Consider the following 24,713-nt stretch of genomic DNA (forward strand, 5'->3'; position numbering starts at 1 on the left):
ACAAGCCTGCTTCTCTGGTCAACTTGTGAGACTCAAACGTAAAGTGAGCGGCATCACTCACTTCCAGGTCTGGGGCTAGGATGTTTATTGGGGGAAAGCGGCGTACGCCGCCATGTTCGAATCGATCTGCCGGTGGCCATAGGCCGCCGGCTTTGTTGTTCCGCGGCGCCATCGCCTCGTGCTCGGGCATCGGGCTGCTGGCCGGGACGGCAGGGCCCGGCTTGGCCATCGTGCCGGTACCCATGGTCATACCGGGGGCCTCCTCCGGAGCGCAGACCACCATCGGCGAACTCGGCGCCCGGCCGGCTGCCACGCGGCTGCCGTTACAGATCTCGGACCAGGTCTCCGGTTCGGTCGACGTCGGCACCGGCAACCTGATGCTCTCTGTTTCCGGGCTAACCCTGCCGGGGGTCAACGCTGACGTTCCGCTGGGCGCCGTGTTCAATTCCCAGTCCACCGACACAACGCAAGGGGATGCCGCAGCCCGCTGGATCCTGAACTTCGGCGGCGCCGGCTCACTTTCCTTGACCCCGTCCGGTGTCCTCCACACCGGCGGGGACGGGTACTCGTCCTTGTTCACGCCGGTGTCCGGATCCACGTCTGCGTTCACGGCGCCGGCAGGCACGAAAGCTGATCTGGTGAAGAACGCCGACGGCACCTACACACTGACCTCCCGGACCAGCGCCTCGGTGGTGATTTTCAACTCCGATGGCCGGGTGAAGTCCCTCGCTGACCGCAACGGCAACACGACGGCGTTCACCCCGGCCGCGGGAAAGATCACCGGAATCACGGCCACCAGGGGTGTGGCAGGTGCCCACACTGCCCTTCTCTCCTACGACTCGTACACGGGCACCCTCGCGTCCATCTCACAGACCAGCGGTACCGCAACCCGGTCGGCGTCCTTCTTCAATGACGGCTACGGGGCATGGAGCAGGGTCACGGATCCGGCCGGGAAGGTCACGACCTTCGGCTACAGCGGCGGGCGGATCTCGGCCATCACCCCACCCACCGGAGGCAAAACGAACCTAAGCTACGACGCCACGGGCCGGGTCACGCAGATCGAACGCGTCAACACCTCGGCCGGCTCCCCGGGGAACTCGATCACCCGGATCACCTACCCGTCATCCGCCCAGACCCTGGTCGCGGGCCCGAACACCGACCCGGCCGTTGCGGTCGCGTCCGGACCCCGCACCACCTACACGCTAAACACCGGCGGACGCGTCACCGCGGCGACGGACCCGATGGGACGGGCCCAGGCGGCAACCTACACCGGGGACTTCGACACCCTCACCGCCACCCAGGGCACCGGAACGACATCCGGGACCACGACGAACACCTACGGGGCCAACACCGGGCAGTCCATCACCGCATCCACCTCCCAGGGCGGCGCATCCGGGCAAGCCGCTTACGCCAACACCGCGGCGAACACGAAGTACCTGGCCTCCTCGAGCACGGACGACGCCGGGAACCAGTCCCTCTATACCTACAACGGGGCCGGGAATGCGCTGACCGCCTCGGACGCCCTGGCCGCGAAGGCTGCCCTGGAAGTAAACCCCGACGGCACGGTCAAGACCGCCCTCGCGCCCGGAAACGGTACGAACAAGACCCAATACGGCTACGACACCGACCACCAACTCACGGCACTGACCCCGGTCGCCGGCTCCTCCCTCGGGGCCAGAGCGTTCACCTACGACGCCTGGGCCCGGCCGGCGACCGCCACGGACGGGCGCGGCAACACCGTCACCTACTCTTACGACGCCGTTGGACGGCTCGCCGGAACCAGCTTCTCTGACGGCACTCCGGCGGTGGCCTACACCTACAACGCCATCGGCCAGGTCCTTACCCGGGTCGACGGCTCCGGAACCACGACCTACGGCTACGACCAGATGGGACGCCTCACCTCCCGGGTCAATACCGCCGGCGGCGGGACCATCGCCTACGCCTATGACAAGGCCTCCAACCTGGTCTCCACCACGGACAGCCGCGGCACCACCTCCTACGCCTTCGATGCCTCCGGTGTCATGACCACGATGACGTACCTCCACAACGGCGCACCCCAGACCCTGGCCGTCGCGACCGATGACCGGGGACGACGGACCGACACCTGGCTGCAGGCCAACGATGACCGCACGACCTGGGCCGCGCACACCCACACCGACTACGACCGCACCGGCCGGATTACCCGCGTCCTCGCCGAACAGGGGTCAGGAACCGCCAGCAACTCCAACGTCGTGGACCTGACCTACTGCTACTCCGCCGGCTCCACCGCACCGACCTGCCCGAGCAGCACGACAACGGACCGGTCCAAGATCCAGTGGGTCAAGAACAACCTCACCGGCGCCGTCACCGCTTACACCTACGACAAGGCCGGACGCCTCACCAAAGCAGCGATCACCGGCGGCCCGTCGCCGGCGACCTACCTCTACACCTACGACGCCCGCGGCAACCGGCTCACCGCCAGCGGCGGCACCATGCCCAGCCAGAACCTCACCGTGAACGCCGCCAACCAGATCACCAGCCCCAACTACAACTACGACGGGACCGGGAACCTCACTGCCGACCCGAACGGCAGCTACGGCTACAACGCGGCCCAGCAGATGACCTCGGTCACCAAGGCCGGCACCACCTACAACTACACCTACGCTGGAACTTCACAGAACGAAGTGCTGTCCCAGACCACCCCGAACGGGACCTACCGGATCACGTACGGGCGCACCGACGCCCAGGGCCAACCCGTCATCGAGCAATACAAGAAGGACAACGCCACGGCCTACGTCGAACACGACCCCGCCACCGGAGAGGCCCTGATGCTGCGCACCAGCTCCGGGATGCAATCCCTCTACGTTTACGACGGCACCGGCAACCCCGCGGCACTCATCACCAGCGGAGCCTACCGGGCATTCGCCTACGACTACGACCCCTACGGCGTCCCGGCCATCACCGCGGACTCAGGCGGCCTCGGCACCACCCAAAACCCCTACATGTTCAAAGCCGGAATCCAGGACCGCGTCACCGGCTGGGTCAAATACGGCCAACGCTGGTACAACCCCACCCTCGGCCGCTGGACCCAACAAGACACCCTCGACGCGCCCCTCAACCCGGCCAACGCCAACCGCTACGCCTTCGCAGCCAACGACCCCATCAATAATGGAGATCCATTAGGACTACTGACGTTGGGTTCGGCGGTAGGGTTCGGCATAGGGCTAGCGTTCTCCGCAGCCGTAACTGGGGTCTTCTGTGCAGCTACATTGGGCGGATGTGGGTTCGTTGCAGTTGCGGTGGTCGGAGCTGCCAGCGGTGGTGTCGGCGGCCTGACAGGTGGCGCAGTTGGTGCTGCCATTGATGGACAAGACGTAAATACCGGTGCTTTGGCCGGAGGAGCACTAGGGACATTCACGGGGGGCCTCGGTTCGCCCGGCATATTCCTGGACGCGATTCACGCTGCCTTCAGCTTTTAGCCAAGAAAAAGTCATGACGAGAACGAGGGCAACATGAGCGGCAAGAATGCAATTACGGGAAAGACGATCCTCGTCTTCATTGCCATCGGGATAGGAGTCGGCATCCTTGTCGGTGCCCTCTTCGGATGGCAATACTCGATTCTTGGTCTGGGAGCTGCGTTAGGACCATGGGTCGGAGCGTATTTCGGCAACAAAAAGGCCCATGAAGTTGATAATTACCGAGATGAACTCATCAGAGGCCGAAAGCGCCTCCCGAAGGCAGATGACCCTTCCGGCTAGGCCTCTTATTGCATGCCATTCTAGGTGAAGGCTCGGACTGGCCACCGCTGTCGCACCTCGGGCACCAGGAGATCAATGTGCTTATGGGACCATCACCTACGGCTACGACCAGATGGGACGGCTGACGGCCCGGGTCAACACCGCCGGGGGCGGGACCAGGGGCTTGAGGACCAATGCTCGGGAATGTCACGCTAAGCCGGTGGGGCCAGGTCGCTGTTGGTGACCGGCCATCGCCATCGCCTCCAACGAATCCTTCTCCGGATGGACCAAAACCTTCACCGACCCACGCTTGTGCGCCGCGATCGTTGACCGTCTGACCTTCAATGGCACGATCATCGAAACCGGCACCGATTCATACCGGCTCGCTGCCACACTGGCCCGACAGACAGTCCGATAGGAGGTTGCCTAGAAGCCCTGCAAGTCTCCGGATTCACACCCGGGCAGCCATGGGTTCAGGCGGAGCAGGTCAGATTCGTCCGTGGCCAAACGCATGCCTTTAACGGCAGACCGGGGGCCTGACAAATGTCAGGCCCCCGGTCTGATCTGACCGCTCACGATGGAGTTGGCTTGTGGGCCAACGTTGGATTAGCCCACGGCCAGGCTGCCGCTACGCGATTTGGACGATGTAAACGCTGACCAGAACCGAGAATCGGTAGCACGTAGTGAGCGGGTTAACTGGACCTCGCCATGGGCTCCAGTAGTAGGCATTGCTCACCGTGGCGTAGTAAATGCGGCCCATGTTGTTGCCGGGGCAAAGCTGCGACACTGCGTTGATGTAAGTGTTGGTGGACCCCGCATATGCGTAGCAGTACTGAGAGCCATCCGAACGGAGCACGCCGTAGAACTCTGTGCTGAGCGAGCAGTTGGCCTCAACAATCATGGGCTTTGGTGCAAGCTCGGCTTCGCGCTGGAGCTTCTTAATTTCCGCCGGATGATTATGGCAGTTTGAATGGAGACCACTTCTGCAGTTTGAATCGAGCCCACTTGGCGGCTCGCCGGTCGAGAAAACGCAGTTTGAACTGAGCCCACCCCACCGTTGATTTCATCAGGGTTGTTTTTCCAACGTTGGAAGGCAGTGATGGGGTTGAGGGTGGAGCTTTTTGCAAGGATCCGGCGGGACGCACGCGTCAAGGGATGGTCGATCCGCATGCTTGCCAGGGAGCATCATGTTTCCCGAAGGACTGTCCGGCAAGCCCTCGCAGCTGCTGAGCCGCCGACCCGCAGGATTCCCGCCCGCACGGCGCCGAAACTGGACAGGATCAGGGACGTGATCGATCAGATGCTTACGGCTGATCTTGATGCTCCGAGGAAGCAGCGCCATACCGCCCAAAGGATCTTTGACCGTCTGGTTGATGAGCATCAGGCGGTGATTTCGTATTCGACGGTGCGCCAGTATGTGAAGGCCCGCAGGGCCGAGATTGCCATCAAGGTCGGGCGGGCCCCGGTGGAAGTCTTCGTACCTCAGGAACATGCCCCGGGCGCGGAGGCCGAGGTCGATTTCGGTGATGTGTGGGTGGACGTGGCCGGCGTCCGCACCCGTTGTTACATGTTCGCTTACCGGCTCTCTCACTCGGGCAAGGCTGTACACCGCGTGTACCTTACATGCGCGCAGGAGGCATTCCTGGAAGGCCATATCGAAGCGTTCAATGCTTTGGGCGGGGTCCCAACGAAGCACATCCGGTACGACAACCTCACGTCCGCGGTCACGAAGGTCGTCTACGGTGCCGGCCGGCAGCGCGTGGAGAATGAACGGTGGGTGTTGTTCAAATCCCACTATGGGCTGGATGCCTTCTATTGCGAGCCAGGACTCAAAGGCGCCCACGAAAAGGGCGGGGTCGAAGGAGAAGTCGGACGGTTTCGCCGGAACTTCCTGACCCCCGTCCCGGCCGTGGATAGCTTAGTGGAGCTCAATGACCAGATCCGGGTCTGGGACGAGGCCGAGGACCGCCGCCGGATTTCCCAGCGGCTCCGCACGGTCGGGCAGGACTTCGCCGTTGAGCAGCCCTTGCTGGCACCGTTGCCGGTCGAGGACTTCGACCCGGGCCTGGTCCTGACACCAAGGGTGGATCGGTCATCCCTGGTGACGGTCCGCTCGGCGAAGTATTCCGTTCCGGTGCGGTTCATCAACCGTAAAGTCAGGGTGTCCCTGCGCGCTACCGAGGTGAGGATCTTCGATGGTAGAACCCGATCGCCAAACATCCCAGGACCGTGGCCCGCGGCGGGCAATGCGTGCAGCTGGATCACTATCTTGAAGTACTCAGGATAAAGCCAGGCGCCTTGCCCGGGTCCACAGCCCTGGCACAGGCCCGCGAATCAGGTGAGTTCACCCCCGCCCATGACGCTTTCTGGGCTGCGGCCAGGAGGACTGACGGTGATGCTGAGGCCACCCGTGAACTTATCGATGTTCTACTGCTCCACCGGAGCATGGACGCGCGTGACGTCATCGACGGGATCACCGCGGCGCTTCGTGTCGGTGCCGTGAGCGCAGACGTCGTCGCGGTGGAAGCCAGGCGTGTGGCATCCGAAAGCAACAAAGGGTGGGTCCGGCCCGATTGCCATCCCGGCGCAAAAGACGATGTTCTCGAGCACCGCATTGTCAGTCTCACCCAACGTCGCCTGGCGGACCCCGCGGCAGTGATCGCAGGTCTCCCTCCGGACAATCGCCCGCTTCCCTCGGTGGCCAGTTATGACGACTTACTCAAATTCCGTGCCCAACAATCATCCACCTCTCCGTCCAAGGAGCAGATTTCATGAGTCCCACCGCACCCGTTGTTGTTTCCCAGACCCTCCGGCGCCGTCGTGGTTTGACCGAGCAGGCCGCGGTCGCGGCCGTGGACCAGGCCTGCCGCCGGCTGCGCCTGCCCACCATCCGCGCAGTCCTGGATGAGGCCCTGGCAGTGGCAGGGAAGGAACAGCTCTCCTACCAGGGATTCCTGGCCGAGATCCTGCTGGCAGAGTGTGATGACCGGGACCGCCGCTCCTCCATCCGGAGGGTGAAATCAGCGAACTTCCCCCGGGATAAATGGCTTGGGGACTTCGACTACGACGCGAACCCGAACATCAACCAGGCAACGATCAATACCCTGGCCACCGGGGACTGGATCCGCAAAGGCCAGCCCCTGTGTCTGATCGGGGATTCCGGGACCGGGAAATCACATCTGCTCATCGGACTCGGCACGGCGGCCGCGGAGAATGGCTTCCGGGTCAGATACATCCTCGCCACCCGGCTCGTGAACGAACTCGTCGAAGCAGAAGACGAGAAGATGCTCGCCAAAACCATCGCCCGCTACGGGCGCGTGGATTTACTTTGCATCGACGAACTCGGCTACATGGAACTGGACAAACGCGGCGCCGAGCTCCTCTTTCAAGTCCTCACCGAAAGGGAAGAAAAAGCATCCGTGGCGATCGCAACCAACGAATCCTTCTCCGGGTGGACGAAGACCTTCACAGACCCACGCCTCTGCGCAGCCATCGTGGACCGGCTCACCTTCAAAGGCACCATCATCGAAACCGGCACGGACTCCTACCGCCTCGCCCACACAAGAAACCACCAATCCAGGTCTTGAGTAGGATCCGTCAGCCGATAACGCTAGCAAGATTTCCATTTCGGGGGTAGCAGTTACGTTCAGTGCAAATATCTGCAGATTTTCTGACTGACGCGCAGTCCGCCGGGTACGAGCGGTTCAGTGGTGTGAGATCAGGGAGGCCTACGGTTTCAGGGTTTTCGAGGACGCCTCTGCCACGGAGGACTTCCGCAGGTTCCAGGAGGGCCGGACCTGGACGCATGCGGAAGGGTCCCGGAGCCATGGTTGATCAGGTGGCGGGATGGTTGCGCCGCAACCGTGTGTTGTTACCGGGATCACCGTGCTCACACGCGTGATCGGCAGTATCCGCGACCGGCCGCTGACCGGACGCATGGGTTGCTCGCCGCAGCCGCTGAGGCGGTGGATCCGATGCTGCCCGCGCCATGGGTTGGAGCGCATACTACGTCAACAAATGGCCCCACGGCATCGATAAGTACCGGGATGAGCTCATCAGGGGCCGACAACTTCTCCGAAGTCAGATGAGCGATCCGGTGAGTCTCAACGGTGTTGGCTATTTGCATGACGTTACGAAAGGCTCAAAATTCAGTTGCACCAGGCTCTGCCCCCGATTGCGATGCACAATCGGGGGCAGGATGCGGCGGCTACTTCTTTGACGCTTTTCGTCGGAGCACGATGAACCAAATGACAGCACCGGCGAATACCAGAAAGCTCAAAGCCCATAGAGTTGCCTGTAGTGGCGGTGTGGCTTCGGTTAGATTACCGGCATCTATTTCGTAAGTCCGTATCGTCCAACTCACGGATACGACGACAAAAATCAGGAGACTAATTACTCCCAGAATAATAGGGGCGGCCTGTCTTTTCATTGAGCCCTGACTTTCAGTGAGCTACCAGTTGCACCGATAGGTGATGAAGTCTACCGGGTTGGATACGACTCTGCGCCATCCTTCCAGATCCCATGTGTTGTTGGGCGGCGGCTCGAAGAAGATCAGGAATTTTCCATACGAGTGGCAGACCCATTGCTGCCAGTGCGTCTGCTGGTTGACCCGGCCCCCGGTCTTGGTCTTAAGTTCATCCCAGCCTGGACCTGCCGCGATTGACTCATTCACAGCGCCCATCATCGGGGTGACATGAACCTTGATGTCGTTTCCGTACCAGTAGAACCTGTCGATCAGGTCGACTCCCAGCCATGGATCGGCAACAACGGGGTATGCATAGGGTTGGGACCGGTGGTCGACAACCTGCGTTAGAGAGAGGCCCTTGAGTTCGTAGTGGGTGGGCACGGCTTTCCCTGTGGCGTCCTTCGCCCAAGCGGGGGCAATTACCCCGGCGAAGGTTCCGCTGGCATCAAACATTTCGACAGCTCCCCGATCGTTCAGAGTGGCTGTTCCGCCTTTCGGCACTGAGAGATCGTAGTCGAAGCGGGAGGGTGAGGACGGGTCAGCAAGAACAGTCACGGCCGCTACGCTGTTGCCCTCCTCGGAATTTGTCAAGGTGAATGAGGCCAGTGGGAGTTAGGCTGCGGCTTTGGTGTCGGTTTTCTCGGCTGGTTTGTTGATCCAGGCGCTGTCGGGGATGGTGATGATCTTGGGGTCGTTGTTGGTGGTGAATCGTTCGGGTGTTTTTGCCCGTGCGGCGGCAAGGGTTCTGGCGCGTTCAAGGGCTTTGCCGGCGGCCAGTCCGTAGTGCACGTCTGCCGGTGTGTTGAGGCCGATTCCGGTGTGGCAATGGGTGTGGTTATACCCGTCGACGAAGGAGCCCATGAAGGCCCTCGCGTCAGGCAGGGACCCGAAGCGTTCGGGGAATATGGGGGCGAACTTCAGCGATTTGAACCAAGCCTCACTGTACGGATTATCATTGCTGACGCGCGGACGGGAATGGGACCGGGTGACCTCCAGGTCCGAGAGCAGCGCGGCGACTGTTTTGGACGTCATGGAGGTGCCACGGTCGGCGTGGACGATCTGCGGGATGCCGTGGATACCGAAGATCTCCTTCATCATTTCCACGGCCAGTTCCCCGGACTCGTGGGCATGGACGTAGGCGCCGACAATGTAGCGGGAATAGATGTCGATCATGACGTAGCAATCGTAGTATTTGCCCTTGATCGGGCCGGCGAGCTTGGTGATGTCCCATGAAAAAACTTGCCCAGGGCCGGTCGCGACCAGCTCCGGGACGGCCCGGGCCGGGTGGCGTGCCTGTCGGCGGCGTTCCTTGACCTGCCGGTTCTCCTCCAGGACGCGGTAGAACGTGGAGATTGAGCACAAATAGATGCCTTCATCCAGGAGCCGGGCATAAATCTGCACCGGCGGCAGATCGATGAAATCCTTCGAGTTCACGGTCGCCAGGATGTGAGCGCGCTCTGCCGCTGAGAGCTTATTTGCCGGTGCCGGGGCGGGCCGCGGGTCTTCCGCCGGGGTTCGGACTTTGCGGGTCGCTGTGGCCCTGGGGACCCCGGCAATCACGGCTGCTTCCCTGGTTGGGATGTCCGCGCCGGTGAGGGCGGTGTAGGCAGACATCAGGGTTTCTTGTACCAGGGCTGCTGCTCCGCGCTTTCGGAGATATCCTCCAAAAGCAGTCGTGCTTTTTCCATAATCGACAACGCAGCTTCAGTCCGTGCCAGCTTGCGTTCACTCACCTCCAGCTGCCGGCGTAGACGACCGATTTCTGCCTGTTCAGCAGTGGGCTTGCCTATCTTTTCCCCAGGCTTCTTGCCCTCCAGGATGCCGGCGTCGCGGAGCTTGCGCCACTCGGTGATTTGGGATGAATACAGGCCCTCGCGGCGCAGGTATGCCCCGCCTCCGGTGCCGTCGTCGCAGGCCCGTTGATACGCATCCAAGTGCGCCAATTTTTGTGCCGGAGTGAACGACCTTCGAGGGGACGGCCCACCGGCGCGGGGGCCAGAATTACTCATGGATCCATCTTCCCGCACCGGGGAAATCGTGGAGATAGACATTGGTGATGTTCCTGATTCTCGCCCTACAGATTAAGCGAAGTTGCTATGAGCCGCTGGCCTCATCCAACCCTGACGCGTAGGGCCTTGGGCACCAGGACCGAACTCGTGCCGTTCTGATTGTCGAAAACGACAGTTCCGTCGGATTGCTGCTCTCCGTCAACTGCCTTTTCGTTGAACGGGAGACCCAGCTTGATCATTACCCCGTTTGAACCCCTGACAGCGACTGGGTCCCCGGAATTCGTTGGCAGTTCTCTTGAAGCGGCAGTGGTTCTGGCCTGCAAAGCGCTGAGACCGGCGCCTGAACGCGCGCCCAGCGCCGGGATGAATCCCGGCGCTGCCCTTTCAATGGCTCGGACTGCAGGATTGCCGGAATACTCGTTTTCAGCGGCAACGCCCGGAGACATTGTTGATACTAAAAGTAATGCAATCAAAGAGACCGAAATTGTTATCGAAGTTGGCTTGGACTTCAAAGTTCCCCCTGGTTAGTGGTGCAGCAGGGGAATGTCGAGCCCCCACTTGACAAGCTGACTGTAGCTCGTCGAATAGGAATTGACTATGGACTTTACTAAATAATTCTTCGTGGGTTGGTCGTGACGGCAACGTCCGGCACGGCACCGGCACCGACACATTTTCGTACTTTTGTGTTTAGGCAGACCCACCGATCATCCACACGGACTACAGGTCCGCAGGAAATTGCTTCCGCCGTGCAGTCCCGGACCAACGGAATCGTGGACACCACCACCGCGCACGGCAAGCTCGCCTTTGGTATGTTCGCGCTGATGGCCGAATACGAAGCCGGGTTGATCCGTGAACGCACCCAGGCCGGACTGGCCGCCGCACGGTCCGGTGGCGGCAAGCGTGGACGCAAGCGGAAGATGACCCCAGAGCTCATCGGCAATGCCCATGTACGACGCGCAGCAATTCACCATGGCCGAGATCGCCGAGTCCTGCGGTGTCACCCCATGACCATCTACCGCAACATCCGGACCACCAAACCGACCCCGAACACCCTTAGCACTAACGGCAGCACGGATCATACTCAACCCCCAATCCACCAGCGCGACTGCCTGAGTGGACTCAAACCAGACTGCCATCGTCTCCGCAGCCTGGTTAGAGGTGGGTCCCGACCAAGCTGCGATTTCCCACGAAAGTGGGCTCAAGTCAGATTGACAAAATCAGTCGGAGTTTTTTCGGGAAAGTACTGCCGTATTTCCTATACGGTTTTGCCGGCAGCGATCATGCGGTCGATAGGCATGAGCTCACGGACTTCGGCATCAGTGAGCTTGATGCTGTTCGACGGGTCAATAATTTCTTCGGCAATGACCTGTGTGGTTTCGCTAACGACGCGTCCTGGACTTGCAACAGCCCCTGTGGACCCAGCCCCCAGAGCCAGAGCCAGCAAAGCGACAACGGTTCCGGTCCGCAATCCCCATTTTTTCATTTCTATTCCCCCAATATTTTTTTGATGTCAAAACTTTGCCGCATACGGCAGTCAGATTAATTACACAGAGCAAAGTATCAGCCCGCCGATGGGGCGAGCTGATGTCTAAAATGGATTCTTCTCTAGGAAGATGAAACGCTCTTCTACTTACCCTGGGGCGAGTACTCCGGATAGTAGCGTCGGATCTCCTCGACGGTCTTGCCAGCTTTGACCATTCGCTCTACCGGCATCAGTGCCCGCACTTCATCGTCGCTTGAGCGGACGCTGTTCCATGGGCCTATCGTCTTGAAGCAGAAGTCATTCGGATCGTTTAACTTGGCCGGGTCGTAGCATTCAGGGTGATCTGAGCCCACTTCGGACGTCACCGCCGGCGAATTATCCTTCGAAGGGTGCTCCGCGGAAGCGTAAGCCGCGGCTGCGCCGAGGCTCAGCGTCGCCGCGAGCCCAATACTCAGACCGACGAGCTTGGTGTTCTTAGTCATCATTCCCCCAATACATCGATAACCTACCTCGAAAAAGCGAACCTACCATCCCGGAGCAAGGGCGTCCATTGCCGTAATTCACTCGTGATGTTTCGCCGAGGTGAATGGCGCGTGCCTAATGCATCGATTCACCGGGCCGAGTAGGACGATCATGGCCACGACATATCACCCACAGTCGTACGTGACCTCGCGAACAACTCCACTCTTGACCCCATCCCGGCTCTCCTGCACTTGACCCCGACATTGATGGGATCAACGCTCACAGGTGGGTGCCATTCAAGCCGTCATTAGGTCCGGTACGTCGCTCAGGTGGGTACCGTTCGGGCCGTCCTAGTGGGCGCCGATCAAAGTTGACACATTCAACCGGTGCACAATCGGCAAGAGCAAGTAGTGCGGAAATCGAAGCGCCACACGGACCGGTTTCCGGTACGCTCGGCGGCACATGGCAGTGATGGAACCAATCCGGGGGAACGGACACTATCAGGTATGAGCACCGACGAAGAGCTGTGGCGAAGGGCAATTGAGGGGGATTCCCTGGCGTTCGGGGAGATCTTCGACCGGCACCACCTGCGCGTCCTCAGACACAGCTTCCGTGTCCTGGGCGTCAAGGAAGACGCTGAAGACGTCACCGCGATAGTTTTCCTGGAGGCATGGAGGCATGGAGGCGACGGCGTCACGTCCGTATCGTCAACGGCTCACTGATCGCCTGGCTACTCGTGGTCGCCCACAACACCATCAGCAATTCGATGCGCTCCCGGCGCCGCTACCAGCAGATGTTGGCGCGGCTGCCCGAGGGAACACATGAAACGGACCCGGCCGACGACATCACGGACGGGCTTGCGAGGGCCCAGTCGGCCGCCGCCGTACGTTCCGCCTTTCATGGTCTTCGACGTCAGGAACAGGAGATTCTGACCCTGTGCGTGCTCGAGGGGTTCTCAATGGCTGACGCCGGTCAAGCGCTGGACATCCCCGCCGGCACCGTGAAGTCCCGCCTCAGCCGGGCAAAAGCAAAGCTCGCGGAGAAGATGACCTCCCTCCCCCACAATGCAGACCTTGCAAGGAGCACACCATGAGCTCAGAAGTTCAGTTTGATGAAAAGCGCAGGCGCGTCGTCAGGGGCCTCCTGGTGGCAACCGTCAGGAAAGACACGGCCCAGCCAAGGAAGCGTCGCATGTTCGCGATCGGTCTGATCACAGCAGGGTCCTTGGCGTTGGGGACCGGAGCTTTCGCAACTGCCGGCCAACTCGGCTGGATTGCACTGCCGTGCACCAGCCAGGAAGCATGCTCACCCTCCTACGCGCCCGTCCCGTCATGGCCGGTCAATGACAGCGGGCAGACCTACGGCGTGCAGGGTGACAGCCCGGTGGCTCCGGTCCTCGTGCGCGTCATGGCGACGAACGGCAAGGAAGGCTATGCGTTCTCTATGGAGTTGCAGGGCCCCCAGCCAACCAGCCCGGAGGACGCAGCAAAGAATTTCTCCACCCCGAGACCAAACCGCCAGGTTCCGGTTTACCTCAGCGACGGGAGAACGCAAATCGGAGTTTTTCAAGCCGGATAAAATAAACTCGATGTAGGTATTGTCAGAACATCTCCTGTTTCGATACATTCTCCACACCACACTGGTGGTCATATCGAAACATGGGGGGAAATTGAAAATATCCATCAAATTCGTGCTGCCGCTTTTATCTGCATTCATTGTCGGATTCCTCGGCCTGCTCGGCGTCGGCGCCGCGCAGGCTACTACGGTCCCATCAGCGGCTACAGCTACAACAACTGGTCAGAGGTCTACGCCAGCAGCCGCACCTATGCGGTCGCAAGGGTCCGGACCACCGCTTCATCCGTTCCGGCGGGGTACATGTCGGCCAATGCGCGGCTGTTCCTCTCCAATGGGACTCTGTGCAGGGAAACAGGTCATGTCTACACAGGAGGAGCTGCTAAAGAGTTCTCCCTAGGTACGAACTATTCCGGTTGCGCTCTTCCCTCCGCCTATTACGGATGGTCCGTGACCGGTGCGTGGAATGGCGGCGGATATAACTACTACTACGCACCCCAGAGCCCCTGGGTAAACGGCGTTTAGGGGGAAATGTCATGATAAAGAATGTGAAGAATCTTTCACTTGGCGCCGCGCTCGTCGCCTCACTGGCATTGGGAGGCACCGCAGCTTTTGCAGCCCAAGACGCCCTTCTGGTTCAGGTTCCTGGCACCGGATCACCGGCCGCACCGGAGTTCGCCCGCAATGCAGCTGGCCTTACCTACGGGTCGGCAGCCAAGGCTGTTTCTCCAGAGACGGAACCTGACCTCATCCAGGCACAGGGAGAGGGCGGGGTTGAGGGCTACGTTTTCAAGCGTGACCTCGACTACCAGCCGACGTTCAAGAGCCCTGCAGAGGCAGCTGAGTGGCAGAACGCGAACGCCGGCAAGCATGTTGCCATCGGGCTCTACGATTCCTCGGGGACAAAGCGCGTGGGCACCTTTGTGATTACACCTCCCACACAGGAGGAGATCGACAAGGCCCGGCGCTAGCCGGTGCCGACGGCCGCCCGGACAAAGGAGCCGTCCCGACGGCATTGATTTATGGATCGAGATAGCGCCCACTGACGAGTGGGCGCTATCTTCCCGTCAGACGCCAAGGGGCGACGTGACCTGGGAATCGGCAGCGACAGCCTTCATCACGGCGCCGATGGCGCATGGAAGGGCATCCTTGGAACTGACACGGCTCACCGGCCGCCCACGCCGGTGCATATGCAGCCCAGCTGCCCATCCGCAATCGTGACCCCCGCAGATCTATCCAGGGAACCACACATGGACCAGAGGACCATTCGGGCATACTTGCGCCGAACGTACGACACCTCAATGCCTTCCGGGCTGGACGACAGCCAGTCCATCTCCTGGCCGCTGGTGCCTGTGAAGGCGGCTAAGCCGATCCCTAGTGGTAACGATGGTTGCCTCGGTTCGTTGAGCCTGTATGGCTAAACATAAATATTTGACTGCGGCCGAGGAGGCCTCGTACGGGAGATTCGAGGCGCAGGCCCCGGAACAGGCGGTGTTGGAGCGGTTTTTCTTCCTGGACGACGCCGATCTGGACCTCGTCGCGAAACGGCGCGGTGATCGCAACCGGCTCGGGTTCAGTCTCCAGCTGGTAACCGTCCGACACCTGGGCACGTTTCTGGAGGACCCCCTCGACGTACCGACCACCGTGGTGGATTATGTGGCCGGACAAGTCGGGGTGGCGGATCCGTCGTGCGTGAAGGGGTACTTGGAGCGGCGGCCGACGCGGTTTGAGCATCAGGCGGAGATCGCCGAGGTATACGGTTATGTCTCCTACGCCTCGGCGGAGGCGGAGTTTATCGGCTGGTTGGACGGACAGGCGTGGACGACCGGTGATCAGCCGAAGCCGCTGTTCTACGCGGCGGTGGGATGGTTACGGGCGCGGAGAGCGCTGCTGCCGGGGGTCACGACGTTACGGGACGAAGTGGCCAGCGTCCGTAAGAAGGCGGAGACCAGGCTATACGCCGCCCTGGCGCGGGCGGTGACCGGCGAACAGGCCCTTGAGCTGGAGAAACTGCTGCAGGTGCCCGAGCGTAGCCGTTGGTCGCAGTTGGAGATGTGGCGCAAGGCGGGAAAGAACACAACCGGGCGCGGCATGGTCATGGCGCTGAACCGGGTATCGGAGATCGCCGGGCTGCACCTGGGCGAGGTGGATGTGGCCGGGGTGCCCAAACGGCGGTTGATTGCCCTGGCGAAGGAGGGCAAAAACGAGACGGCGACCAAGCTTGACCGGTTGCCGTACGAGAAGAAGATCGCCACGCTGCTGGCCACGGTGCGGTGGCTGGAAGTTAGCGCCACCGACGACGCCCTGGAACTGTTCGACGTATTCATGTCCAACGAGCTGATCGGGCGAGCAAACAAGGCCGCGGAGAAGGCCACGCTAAAGCGGGCGCCGGTGGTCGCCCGGCACGCCCGGGTACTCAAGGCGGTGGTGGAACTTCTGCTCGAGGCCGAGGGGGCGAGTGAGGAGATTCCGTTGGGCCTGATGTGGGCGATGATCGAGCACCAGGTGGGCTCCCGGGCGCAGATCGCCGCGGCGGTGGAGGGAATCCAAGAGATCATCCCGCCGCCGCAGGCCGAACCGGAGGGGCAATGGCGGGAGGCGGTCGTGGAGCGGTACGCCACCGTACGCGGCTTCGCCAAGGTGCTATGCGAGGTAGTCGGGTTCGCGGCGACCGCCGACGCACACAAGATCCTTGCGGCGATGCAGGAGCTGGCGCATCTGCTGGACCTGCGGGAGACGGTGAAGGTGCCCAAAGGGTACCTCGATGCCCGCAAGGTCGACCTGTCGGTGGTGCCGAAGGGCTGGTGGCAGAAGCTGGTGTTCCCCGCCGGCAGACCCGAGGAAACGGTGGACCGCAACGCCTACGTGTTCTGCGTTCTGGAGCAGTTCCACACCGCGCTCAAGCACCGCGACATCTTCGCGGCCACCTCAGACCGCTGGTCAGATCCCCGGGCCCGGCTACTGTCGGGCCCGGCGTGGGAGAACGCGAAGGGCCCGGCGCTGGGCGCGTTGCTGCTGCCGGAGCAGCCCGACTCACTGCTCGCCGAGCATGCCGGGACCTTGGATGCAGCATGGCGAACGGTGTCCGGCGGGATGACCGCCGGCGGGGACATCACCGTGGACACCGACGGCCGGATGCACCTCGGCAAGGACGACGCCCTGGAGGAGCCGCCCAGCCTGAAAGACCTGCGTCCCCGTGTAGCGGGCATGATCCCGCGCGTGGATCTGTCCGAACTGGTGCTCGAGGTGATGGGCTGGCACCCGGACTTCACCGCCTCCTTCACCTCCGCAGCCGGCCGGTCCTCCCGGCTGACCGACCTGCACGTCTCGGTCGCCGCGCTGCTGACCGCGCACGCGCTCAACATCGGGTTCGGACCGGTGATCGCCGACGCTCCGGCGCTGACCCGGGACCGGCTCTCCCACGTCGACCAGCACTACCTCGGCTCGGACTCCTACGCCGCAGCCAACGCGGTGCTCATCGATGCCCAGGGCGCCAGCGACCTGGCGCAGGCGTGGGGCGGCGGGTTGGTCGCCGCCGTCGACGGGATGCGGTTCATCGTGCCGGTCCGCTCCGTCGACGCCCGCCCAAACCCGAAGTACTTCCACCGAAAGAAGGGTGTGACCTGGCTGAACATGATCTCCGATCAGTCCGTCGGGCTGGCGGCCAAGGTGGTGTCGGGCACGCCGAAGGACACCCTTCACTTCGTGGACCTGCTCTACAACCCAGACGGCAGCCAGCGGCCCGAGGTGCTGATCACCGACCAGGGTTCCTACTCCGACATCGTGTTCGGACTGGTCACCTTGCTGGGGTTCGACTACCGGCCGGTCCTCGCGGACCTGCCCGACGCCAAGCTGTGGCGGATCAACCGGTCAGCCGACTACGGCCGGCTCGACAGGACCGCCCGGGGAAAGATCGACCTTGAGAAGGTCCGCCGGCACTGGCCGGACATCTGCCGGATCGCCGCTTCGATCCACACCCGCGAGGTCTCCGCCCACGATGTGATCCGCATCCTCCAACGCGACGGACGTCCGACCGATCTGGGCGAGGCGGTGGCTAACTACGGCCGGATCTTCAAAACCCTGCACGTCCTCACCTTCGTCGATGACCCGGCCTACCGCCGGGAGATGAAAGCGATGCGCAACCTCCAGGAGGGCCGCCACGCCCTAGCCAGGCACATCTTCCACGGCCGCGAGGGCAAGCTCCACCAGGCGTACCGTGACGGGCAGGAAGACCAACTCGGCGCCCTGGGCCTTGTCATAAATTGTGTGACGTTGTGGAACACGGTCTACCTCGACCACGCCCTGACCGCGCTGCGGGAACAGGGCCACCCGGTGCTTGATGCCGATGTCGTCCGTCTGTCGGCGTACGTGCGCCGGCACATCAACGTCCACGGTCACTACTCCTTCCAACTTCCGGACCTCGCCGGCGGCCGGCGCACGCTGCGCGATCCAGACCACCGCGACAGCAACGAGGAGTAAGAAGAGCCTGAGAGGCAACGGAACACAACCGGCATTAAGGGGTGTCGAAAAACGACCATCTACCGACACCCCGACACTGCCGGCGACACGCCGCGAAATCCATGTCGAAAACCCGCGCCGGAAATCAACGTCGGAAACCCTGTTGTACAGGTATTCTCGACACATGTTGATCGGATATGCGCGCGTCTCCACCGCAGACCAAAACCCTGACCACCAAACGGACGCCCTCGCCCGCGCCGGCGTCGACCCGGCCAACATTTACCTCGACCACGCCAGCGGCGCCAAAGCCAGCAGGCCCGAGCTCGACAAAGCCCTCGCCTCGGCCAACCGGGCCGGCGACCAGCTCGTCATCACCCGCCTCGACAGACTCGGACGCTCAGTACTCCACCTCGTCACCCTCGGCGCAGCTCTCCGGGACCGTGGCGTGGGATTGCGTGTCCTCGAGCAAGGCATCGACACCACGACCGCGGAAGGGCGGGCGATGTTCGGGATGCTCTCGGTCCTCGCCGAACTCCAACGAGAACTCATCATCGCCAACACCCGCGACGGCCTCGCGGCCGCCCGCGCCCGCGGACGAACCGGAGGAAGACGCCCCAAACTCACCCCCGACCAGGCCCACCACGCCCAACAGCTCTACGACGCAGGGGACCACACCGTCCAGCGCATCGCCGACCTGCTTCAGGTCCCGCGCTCCACGATCTACGGCCACCTCAACAAAACAAGCATCGGGCGACGCCCCACCCCAACGCCGTGACCCGGCGTAACAGCGGTGCCGACCAGAACCTCTACTACCTGGCCCCACCGGCTTAGCGTGACTTTCCCGAGCATTGGTCCTCAAGCCCCGGTATCCCATTAATCCGTCGCTGTAGCAGCTTAGATTGGTGATACCAATGTCATCTCCCCAAATGACCAGAATGTTCGGCTTACCGTTTGGCATGACATTCTTTCCTGGGCCGGCTTCATTGCCCGGATGGCGCCATCTCAAGGCCACACCCCTTGTGCCCGTCATGCTGGCGGGGCCGCCGGCGGGTGGGAAGACCCCGAGTTAACTCCTCACAGGATCTCCCCGGGCCCCGGCGGGATGGCGTTCGGCGAAACGTTCGAGACAGGATTTGCAGGCCTACGGTTGCTAACCTTGGCGACTTCCTCGGGGATCGCGATACGAACGAGGACGAGACCAGCCGCGAAGAGGCCCGTGAAGAGGACGCCCGCGATGGCTGCCGATCGGGGGTGGTCAGGCGGCGGAACTGCGTCAGGGCCCGGGGTGGCCCGGCCACGCTTTGCCCACCCAGGGGTCATAGTCAGCAATGAGCTCATCCTGAGCCGGACGATCTTTTTCGGGAACATGCTGCAGGTTCACCCGCACCCGGTACCAGAGCGAACTCGATCCGCGCATTCCGTCAACGAGAATGTCTGCAGGGTGCAGGGCCGCGGTGACGTCCTTATGCCGGCTCTTCCATTCCTCGAGCGCCGCCAAGGCTTCGGGCTTGGTCTTCGTGCGTGCCAGCTCAATCAGGGGCATCACCGACTGCCGCCGGCCCGAGCCGTCCCCGCCGCGCGGCGGTTTCTCGGCGGGGCCCAACTCAGCGGCCAAGGTGAGGAGTCCTTCCAAGGAACCGACGGCGTCGTCGATCCCGGCGTGCGGGTCCCCGAGCGCGGCGAAGCGCTTGGGCACGGTGAGGACCGTGAACTCTTCCGGCCGGGCGGAGCGGACTTCGCCCCAGGTGAGCGGCGTCGAGACCCGGGCGTCGGGCAGGGGCCGAATGGAATACGCCGACGCCACGGTGCGGTCCTTGGCGTTTTGGTTGAAGTCGACAAACACACTCTCGCCGCGCTCTTCCTTCCACCACCGTGCGGTGGCGAGGCCCGGCGCGCGTTTTTCGACCTCGCGGGCGAGCGCCTCGGCGGCGAGCCGCACGTCGCGGTACGACCACCGGGGTGCGATGCGCACCAGGATTTGGAGTCCCCGCGAACCGCTCGTCTTCGGCCAGCCCACCAGCCCGGCGTCGTCGAGCACCTCCCTCACGACGTAGGCGACGTCAACGATCTGCGACCAGTCAACCCCCGGCATCGGATCGAGGTCCACCCGGAGTTCGTCGGGGTGCTCAAGGTCTCCGGCACGCACGGGGTGAGGGTTGAGGTCCAGGCACCCGAGATTCACCACCCAGGCCAGGCCTGCAGCATTCCGGATGACAGCCTCTTCGGCGGATGTCCCGGACGCGTAATGCAGCGTCGTAGTGTCGATGAAGTCGGGGTGGTTTTCCGGCACCCGCTTCTGAAAAAACGGCTCGGCGCCGATTCCTTTGGGGAAGCGCTTGAGCACCATGGGCCGTCCACCGGCGCCCCGCAGTGCACCATCAGCCACCGCGAGGTAGTAACGCACCACGTCGATCTTGGTCAGCCCCGGCCCGGGGAAAACCACCTTGTCCGGGCTCGAGATGCGAACCTCGGCGCCGTCGATGTCAAGGATCTCGGCGGGCGTCTTCGACGGATTCATGCCGATACGCTAGCAACGATTGGATGCTCCAGCTAGGGCTGTGCTGCTGATATGTTGGGCTGTTGCCCGGCGTGGCGGTGTGGGCGAGTCAGGAAATGCGCGTAGCTTAGCGTGCCAGGGGGGTAACGTGGAAAATTTTATGATTGCAGGCGGTAAGGGGAGGCTCCGCGTCGCCGGACCCGGGTTTTACCATGTGGTCTGGGCGCCCGGGTCGCACGTCGACGCCGATGACGCCGCCGAGTGCATCGAGTTATTGCATGACCTGAGCGATGGCCGGGCGCTGCCCCTGCTGGTGGAAATCTCTGACGTGACCATGAGCGCCGGCGCAAGAAACGCCCTCGAACGCGCCCGGGCCGTCTCCGCTGTCGCCTTGCTGGGATCGACGGTGGTCGACAACGTCGCCGGGGCCGCCCTGGCGCGCCACGACTTTTGCCCGCACGCCTACTTCACCTCGCGGGCAGAGGCGTTGGAGTGGTTGGGCGGTTTTGTCGGCGCGGGCGAACACCATGTGCGCGGAGGAACGGGGACCCACTCCGCCGCCCGTTCGGTTCAGTCCTAGGATCAGGCCACCTGCCAACCGACCGGCAGCGCCGTCAACCCGTAGACAATGGTGCTATCCATGCGTTCCAGATCTTCTCCCGGGGAGAGTGCCAGGCCGGGCAGCCGTTGTAGGGTTTCTTCCAGCGCGGTCCGCGCTTCCAGCCGTGCCAGCGGAGCGCCGAGGCAGAAGTGAATGCCGTGGCCGAACGCCAGATGCCGGTTCGGGTTCCGGCCGACGTCGAACGCGGCAGGTCTCGGAAATTGCCTCTCGTCGCGGTTCGCAGAGCCGATCCATGCCACGAGCGGGGCGCCGGCCGGTATCGGAACGTCACCCAGCACGGTGTCAGCGACGGCCACCCGGTACATGGATTGGACGGGGGACCGGAAGCGGAGCACTTCTTCGATGGCCTGGGGAAGAAGAGACGGCTCCTTCACTAACCGTTCGATGGTGCCGGGCACTTCCAAGAAGCAGAGAACGGCGTTGCCGATCAGATTGGTGGTTGTCTCGTTTCCCGCGACGAGCAGCAGGCTGCAGAATCCCAGCAGTTCTTCAACGCTGAGTTTTTGCCCGTCGATCTCGGCGGAAAGCAGGTTGCTGATCAAATCATTGCCCGGGCGGCGTCGACGCTGGGTGATCAGGTCCAGGAAGTACTCCGTCATCTCACGGTTAGTCGCCTGGTGGTCCTCGTCAACCGCGCCCGTCCGGGTTTGGCTGACAATTACGTCGGACCACAGCTTGAAGCGGTCGCGGTCCTCGGCAGGAACGCCCATCAGTTCAGAGATCACGATCACCGGCAACGGATATGCCAGTGCGTGGATCAGGTCGGCCGTTCCGAGTCCGGCGATGCCCGTCAGAAGCCCCTCCGTCAGGTGAGCAATGCGGGGCGCAAGCGCGTCCACGGCTTTGGGTGTGAATGCCTGCGTTACCAGGGAGCGCAGCTGCCGGTGGCGCGGCGGGTCGGTGGTGATGAGACTCGCTGAGAACAAGTGTCCCGACTCGGACGGATCGTCGCCGCCCATCCGCGAGGAAAACCGGGCGTGTTCGGACAAAACCCGCTGCACGTCGTCATATCCGAAGACATGCCACGTCCCGGACTGCTCGTCATAATATACGGGTGCGGACTCCCGCATTTTCTTGTAATAGGGAAACGGGTCCAGCGGGTTCTCGGTGGCAAAGTCCATGGCTGGCCTCTCTCTGCTCAGCCCGGCGATCTATCTGTCCTGGAGACCGTCGGGGCGTCGACTTCGTGGACCCGGAGGACCTTGATATTAGCGGACGCCGGCGCCGCAGGACAGTGGTTCACAGCGATCCGGCCCGTGACACGCCAACTCCTATCCGTCGTGATGCCGACGCACCATCTCGGTGATCCAGACGGGAGCGAACGGGGATGTGCAGCCCCGGGGAGTCGGGTAGTCCTTCAAAACACCCAGGCGCTCACCGATGTCCAGTGCCCGTGCGCGGTATTCTTCGTGCTCTACCCCAATCTGGGCCAGGCAGTGGTTCATTGCCCACGGCAGGGGATCCGGGGCGTTTTTCATGTCCGCTTCGACCGTATCGAGCAGACCTGCGAGATCAAGGCCCTTGGGGGTTCTCCGCCACGCGTTCGGTGGTCAGGGCCCAGCCGGCACTGCTCGTTAATCGCGCGTGCTTTCGGGTCCTCCAATGCGGCGAGCTCGGCTTGCGCCTGGGCAAGCGTCGTCGCGGCCCCTCTTGTTTCGGCCACCCCGGCCTCCTGTCCAACAGGCGTAAGTCACAGCCTAGTAGCCCGGGGACCCGGACGGTTCAGCCTGGTGATGAACAGCCGTGTCAGAATCAGGTATGTCCCACCGACTGATGCTGCTCGACACCGCGTCGCTGTACTTCCGTGCCTTCTACGGCGTTCCCGATACCATTCGCCGCGCCGACGGTACACCGGTGAACGCCGTCCGCGGTCTGCTCGACATGATTGCCCGCCTGACGACCGAGTACGACGCGACGCATCTGGTGGCGTGCTGGGATGATGACTGGCGTCCGCAGTGGCGGGTGGATCTCATTCCCGGCTACAAGGCGCACCGGGTAGCAGAGGCAGTTGCGGGAGCGCCCGACCTGGAGGTGGTACCGGACGCGCTCGAGGCGCAGCTTCCACTGATTCGCCGGGTGCTGGACCTGGCGGGCATCGCCGTCGTGGGGGCCACCGGGCACGAAGCGGATGACGTCATAGGCACCTACGCCAGCCACGCCGACCTACCCGTGGACGTCGTAACGGGGGACCGCGACCTCTTCCAAGTGGTCGACGACGCGCGCGAGGTGCGGGTCATCTACACGGCGCGCGGCATGAAGAACCTTCAGATCCTCACGGAGGTGACCGTCGTCGGCAAGTACAGCGTATTGCCGCAGCAATACGCCGACTATGCCACCCTCCGCGGTGACGCCTCCGATGGGCTGCCCGGGGTGGCCGGCATCGGTGAGAAAACCGCGGCGTACCTGCTCGGAGAGTTCGGCACGCTCGACGGACTGCTCGCAGCCGCGGCGGAGGCGGACAGCGGCGTATCCCGGTCGGTGCGGTCCAGACTGGCGGCGGCTACGGATTACCTCGCGGCCGCGCCCGCCGTCGTCAAAGTGGTGCGCGATCTCGAACTGCCGACACTCGAGGAGGCGGGCGCGCAGTTGCGCCCCGTCGCGGGTGACCCGCGGGCAGAACTCGAGCGTCTCGCCACCGACTGGAACCTGGGCGCCTCGGTTACGCGTCTTCTCGGAGCGCTCGACGGGCGGCGTTGAGGCGGGATCGATCGGACGGACGGCTCGTGTGCCGGTGTGGGCCAGGGCGCGATCGTGGCCCTTGTCGTCAATACACTGCTCAGCGCGGTCCCCAGGCAGTTGGCCGGCGGCGTCGGTGCCTGGCGTGGATTAGTGCACAACTTTTTTGGCGTCGGTGCCGCTGTGGCCAGCGCATTCGCCGTCGGCATGCTGATCGCCAGCAGCGCGGCCGCGCACCCGGAGTTTTCCGACCAGGTGCTTTCCCGAGTGAACATCAACGACGCCAACATCATGACCAGCGAACCGGACGACCCCGACGCTCTGGAACCGGAATGGTGGGCAAAAACATCATCTACGACTCCGGCGGCGTGAGCCTGAAGGCCCGGGACCCGATGCACCTGCTCCTGAACATGGATAGGGGCGGTGCAGCCTCCGTGCCGTCGGCCTTCACTGCACTGCCGGGCTGCACACCACCGCGAACGTTACGGGCTTCCTGATGTGCACGGACAACATGCCCTCAGGTTCCGCGAACATACTCGGGGACGTCCTCACGGCCCGCAATGGAAGCACCATCGAGATCAGAAATACCGACGCCGAGGGCAGGCTGCCCGTCCAGCCCAGCTGCGAACCCTCGGAAGCCGTGTCAAGACACTGGGCAGGTGGACCTCTCCGGGCCGCTGGCGCTCAACCGTCTCTGGCGCGCGCTGCCTGAGAAGACGAGAATGGGCTGGTGCGAGACCTTCGCCGGAACAC

17 protein-coding genes and 6 pseudogenes are annotated in these 24,713 nt (G+C 62.8%); 16 read left to right on the top strand and 7 right to left on the bottom strand.

Annotated features, from left to right (window positions below; all coding sequences use genetic code 11):
- Nucleotides 1–152 precede the first annotated feature (152 nt).
- From VUN84_08505 to istB, 5 genes and pseudogenes are all read left to right on the top strand, one after another.
- Entirely contained in the window at nt 153–3,458 is a 3,306-nt protein-coding gene (locus tag VUN84_08505; protein XAS65656.1) for an RHS repeat-associated core domain-containing protein, read from the top strand.
- 33 nt (nt 3,459–3,491) lie between these two features.
- The gene (locus VUN84_08510) at nt 3,492–3,737 is read left to right on the top strand and encodes a hypothetical protein (protein ID XAS65657.1); all 246 of its coding nucleotides are present in this window, start codon (nt 3,492–3,494) and stop codon (nt 3,735–3,737) included.
- Between the two features lie 226 nt (nt 3,738–3,963).
- A pseudogene (locus VUN84_08515) lies at nt 3,964–4,134 on the top strand (ATP-binding protein).
- Nucleotides 4,135–4,815: 681 nt separating this feature from the next.
- Nucleotides 4,816–6,491 (top strand): annotated as a pseudogene (gene istA / locus VUN84_08520) (IS21 family transposase).
- Nucleotides 6,488–7,303: an IS21-like element helper ATPase IstB gene (gene istB / locus VUN84_08525; GenBank protein ID XAS65658.1), complete on the top strand. Its 816-nt coding sequence runs from the start codon at nt 6,488–6,490 to the stop codon at nt 7,301–7,303. Before istA ends, istB begins: the two are co-directional and overlap by 4 nt.
- Nucleotides 7,304–8,166: 863 nt before the next feature.
- On the opposite strand, the gene VUN84_08530 is transcribed toward istB, so the two are convergent.
- Both VUN84_08530 and VUN84_08535 read right to left on the bottom strand, forming a co-directional pair.
- Nucleotides 8,167–8,736: a DUF2599 domain-containing protein gene (locus VUN84_08530; protein ID XAS65659.1), complete on the bottom strand. Its 570-nt coding sequence runs from the start codon at nt 8,734–8,736 to the stop codon at nt 8,167–8,169.
- A 57-nt stretch (nt 8,737–8,793) separates the two neighbouring features.
- A pseudogene (locus VUN84_08535) lies at nt 8,794–10,190 on the bottom strand (IS3 family transposase).
- Between the two features lie 770 nt (nt 10,191–10,960).
- On the opposite strand from VUN84_08535, the pseudogene VUN84_08540 reads away from it, so the two are divergent.
- Nucleotides 10,961–11,113: pseudogene (locus VUN84_08540) on the top strand (recombinase family protein).
- Between the two features lie 332 nt (nt 11,114–11,445).
- On the opposite strand, the gene VUN84_08545 reads toward VUN84_08540, so the two are convergent.
- Nucleotides 11,446–11,673 (bottom strand): hypothetical protein, encoded by a 228-nt coding sequence (locus VUN84_08545; GenBank protein XAS65919.1) that lies wholly within the window; start codon nt 11,671–11,673, stop codon nt 11,446–11,448.
- Nucleotides 11,674–11,816: 143 nt separating this feature from the next.
- Complete coding sequence (locus VUN84_08550; GenBank protein ID XAS65660.1) at nt 11,817–12,155, bottom strand: hypothetical protein; 339 nt, start codon at nt 12,153–12,155, stop codon at nt 11,817–11,819.
- 486 nt (nt 12,156–12,641) lie between these two features.
- On the opposite strand from VUN84_08550, the gene VUN84_08555 reads away from it, so the two are divergent.
- The 6 genes from VUN84_08555 to VUN84_08580 all read left to right on the top strand — a co-directional run bounded on the left by VUN84_08555 (nt 12,642) and on the right by VUN84_08580 (nt 18,940).
- Nucleotides 12,642–12,857, top strand: a complete 216-nt coding sequence (locus VUN84_08555; GenBank protein XAS65661.1) for a sigma factor — start codon at nt 12,642–12,644, stop codon at nt 12,855–12,857.
- On the top strand, nt 12,806–13,228 hold the full coding sequence (locus tag VUN84_08560) for an RNA polymerase sigma factor (GenBank protein ID XAS65662.1): 423 nt from the start codon (nt 12,806–12,808) through the stop codon (nt 13,226–13,228). Before VUN84_08555 ends, VUN84_08560 begins: the two co-directional genes overlap by 52 nt.
- Entirely contained in the window at nt 13,225–13,713 is a 489-nt protein-coding gene (locus VUN84_08565) for a hypothetical protein (protein XAS65663.1), read from the top strand. The genes VUN84_08560 and VUN84_08565 overlap by 4 nt, the downstream gene beginning before the upstream one ends.
- 530 nt (nt 13,714–14,243) lie before the next feature.
- Nucleotides 14,244–14,678: a hypothetical protein gene (locus tag VUN84_08570; GenBank protein ID XAS65664.1), complete on the top strand. Its 435-nt coding sequence runs from the start codon at nt 14,244–14,246 to the stop codon at nt 14,676–14,678.
- Nucleotides 14,679–15,120: 442 nt separating this feature from the next.
- Entirely contained in the window at nt 15,121–18,186 is a 3,066-nt protein-coding gene (locus VUN84_08575) for a Tn3 family transposase (GenBank protein ID XAS65665.1), read from the top strand.
- 163 nt (nt 18,187–18,349) lie between these two features.
- Nucleotides 18,350–18,940, top strand: a complete 591-nt coding sequence (locus VUN84_08580; protein ID XAS65666.1) for a recombinase family protein — start codon at nt 18,350–18,352, stop codon at nt 18,938–18,940.
- A gap of 498 nt (nt 18,941–19,438) precedes the next feature.
- On the opposite strand, the gene ligD is transcribed toward VUN84_08580, so the two are convergent.
- Nucleotides 19,439–20,683 (bottom strand): non-homologous end-joining DNA ligase, encoded by a 1,245-nt coding sequence (gene ligD / locus VUN84_08585; protein ID XAS65667.1) that lies wholly within the window; start codon nt 20,681–20,683, stop codon nt 19,439–19,441.
- 139 nt (nt 20,684–20,822) lie between these two features.
- Between ligD and VUN84_08590 the strand changes: the two genes are divergently transcribed.
- Nucleotides 20,823–21,242, top strand: coding sequence for an STAS/SEC14 domain-containing protein (locus VUN84_08590; GenBank protein ID XAS65668.1), 420 nt, complete (start codon nt 20,823–20,825; stop codon nt 21,240–21,242).
- 2 nt (nt 21,243–21,244) lie between these two features.
- Here VUN84_08590 and VUN84_08595 read toward each other — a convergent pair whose 3' ends face one another.
- Nucleotides 21,245–22,405: a cytochrome P450 gene (locus tag VUN84_08595; GenBank protein XAS65669.1), complete on the bottom strand. Its 1,161-nt coding sequence runs from the start codon at nt 22,403–22,405 to the stop codon at nt 21,245–21,247.
- 150 nt (nt 22,406–22,555) lie between these two features.
- Nucleotides 22,556–22,862: pseudogene (locus VUN84_08600) on the bottom strand (DNA alkylation repair protein).
- A gap of 180 nt (nt 22,863–23,042) precedes the next feature.
- Here VUN84_08600 and VUN84_08605 point away from each other — a divergent pair.
- The 3 genes and pseudogenes from VUN84_08605 to VUN84_08615 all read left to right on the top strand — a co-directional run bounded on the left by VUN84_08605 (nt 23,043) and on the right by VUN84_08615 (nt 24,672).
- On the top strand, nt 23,043–23,981 hold the full coding sequence (locus VUN84_08605; GenBank protein XAS65798.1) for a 5'-3' exonuclease: 939 nt from the start codon (nt 23,043–23,045) through the stop codon (nt 23,979–23,981).
- 54 nt (nt 23,982–24,035) lie between these two features.
- Nucleotides 24,036–24,332 (top strand): hypothetical protein, encoded by a 297-nt coding sequence (locus tag VUN84_08610; GenBank protein XAS65670.1) that lies wholly within the window; start codon nt 24,036–24,038, stop codon nt 24,330–24,332.
- Nucleotides 24,293–24,672: pseudogene (locus VUN84_08615) on the top strand (hypothetical protein). The gene VUN84_08610 and the pseudogene VUN84_08615 overlap by 40 nt, the downstream one beginning before the upstream one ends.
- The last annotated feature ends 41 nt before the right edge of the window (nt 24,673–24,713 follow it).

The organism is Micrococcaceae bacterium Sec5.8 (assembly GCA_039636775.1).
Taxonomy (GTDB): Bacteria; Actinomycetota; Actinomycetes; order Actinomycetales; family Micrococcaceae; genus Arthrobacter.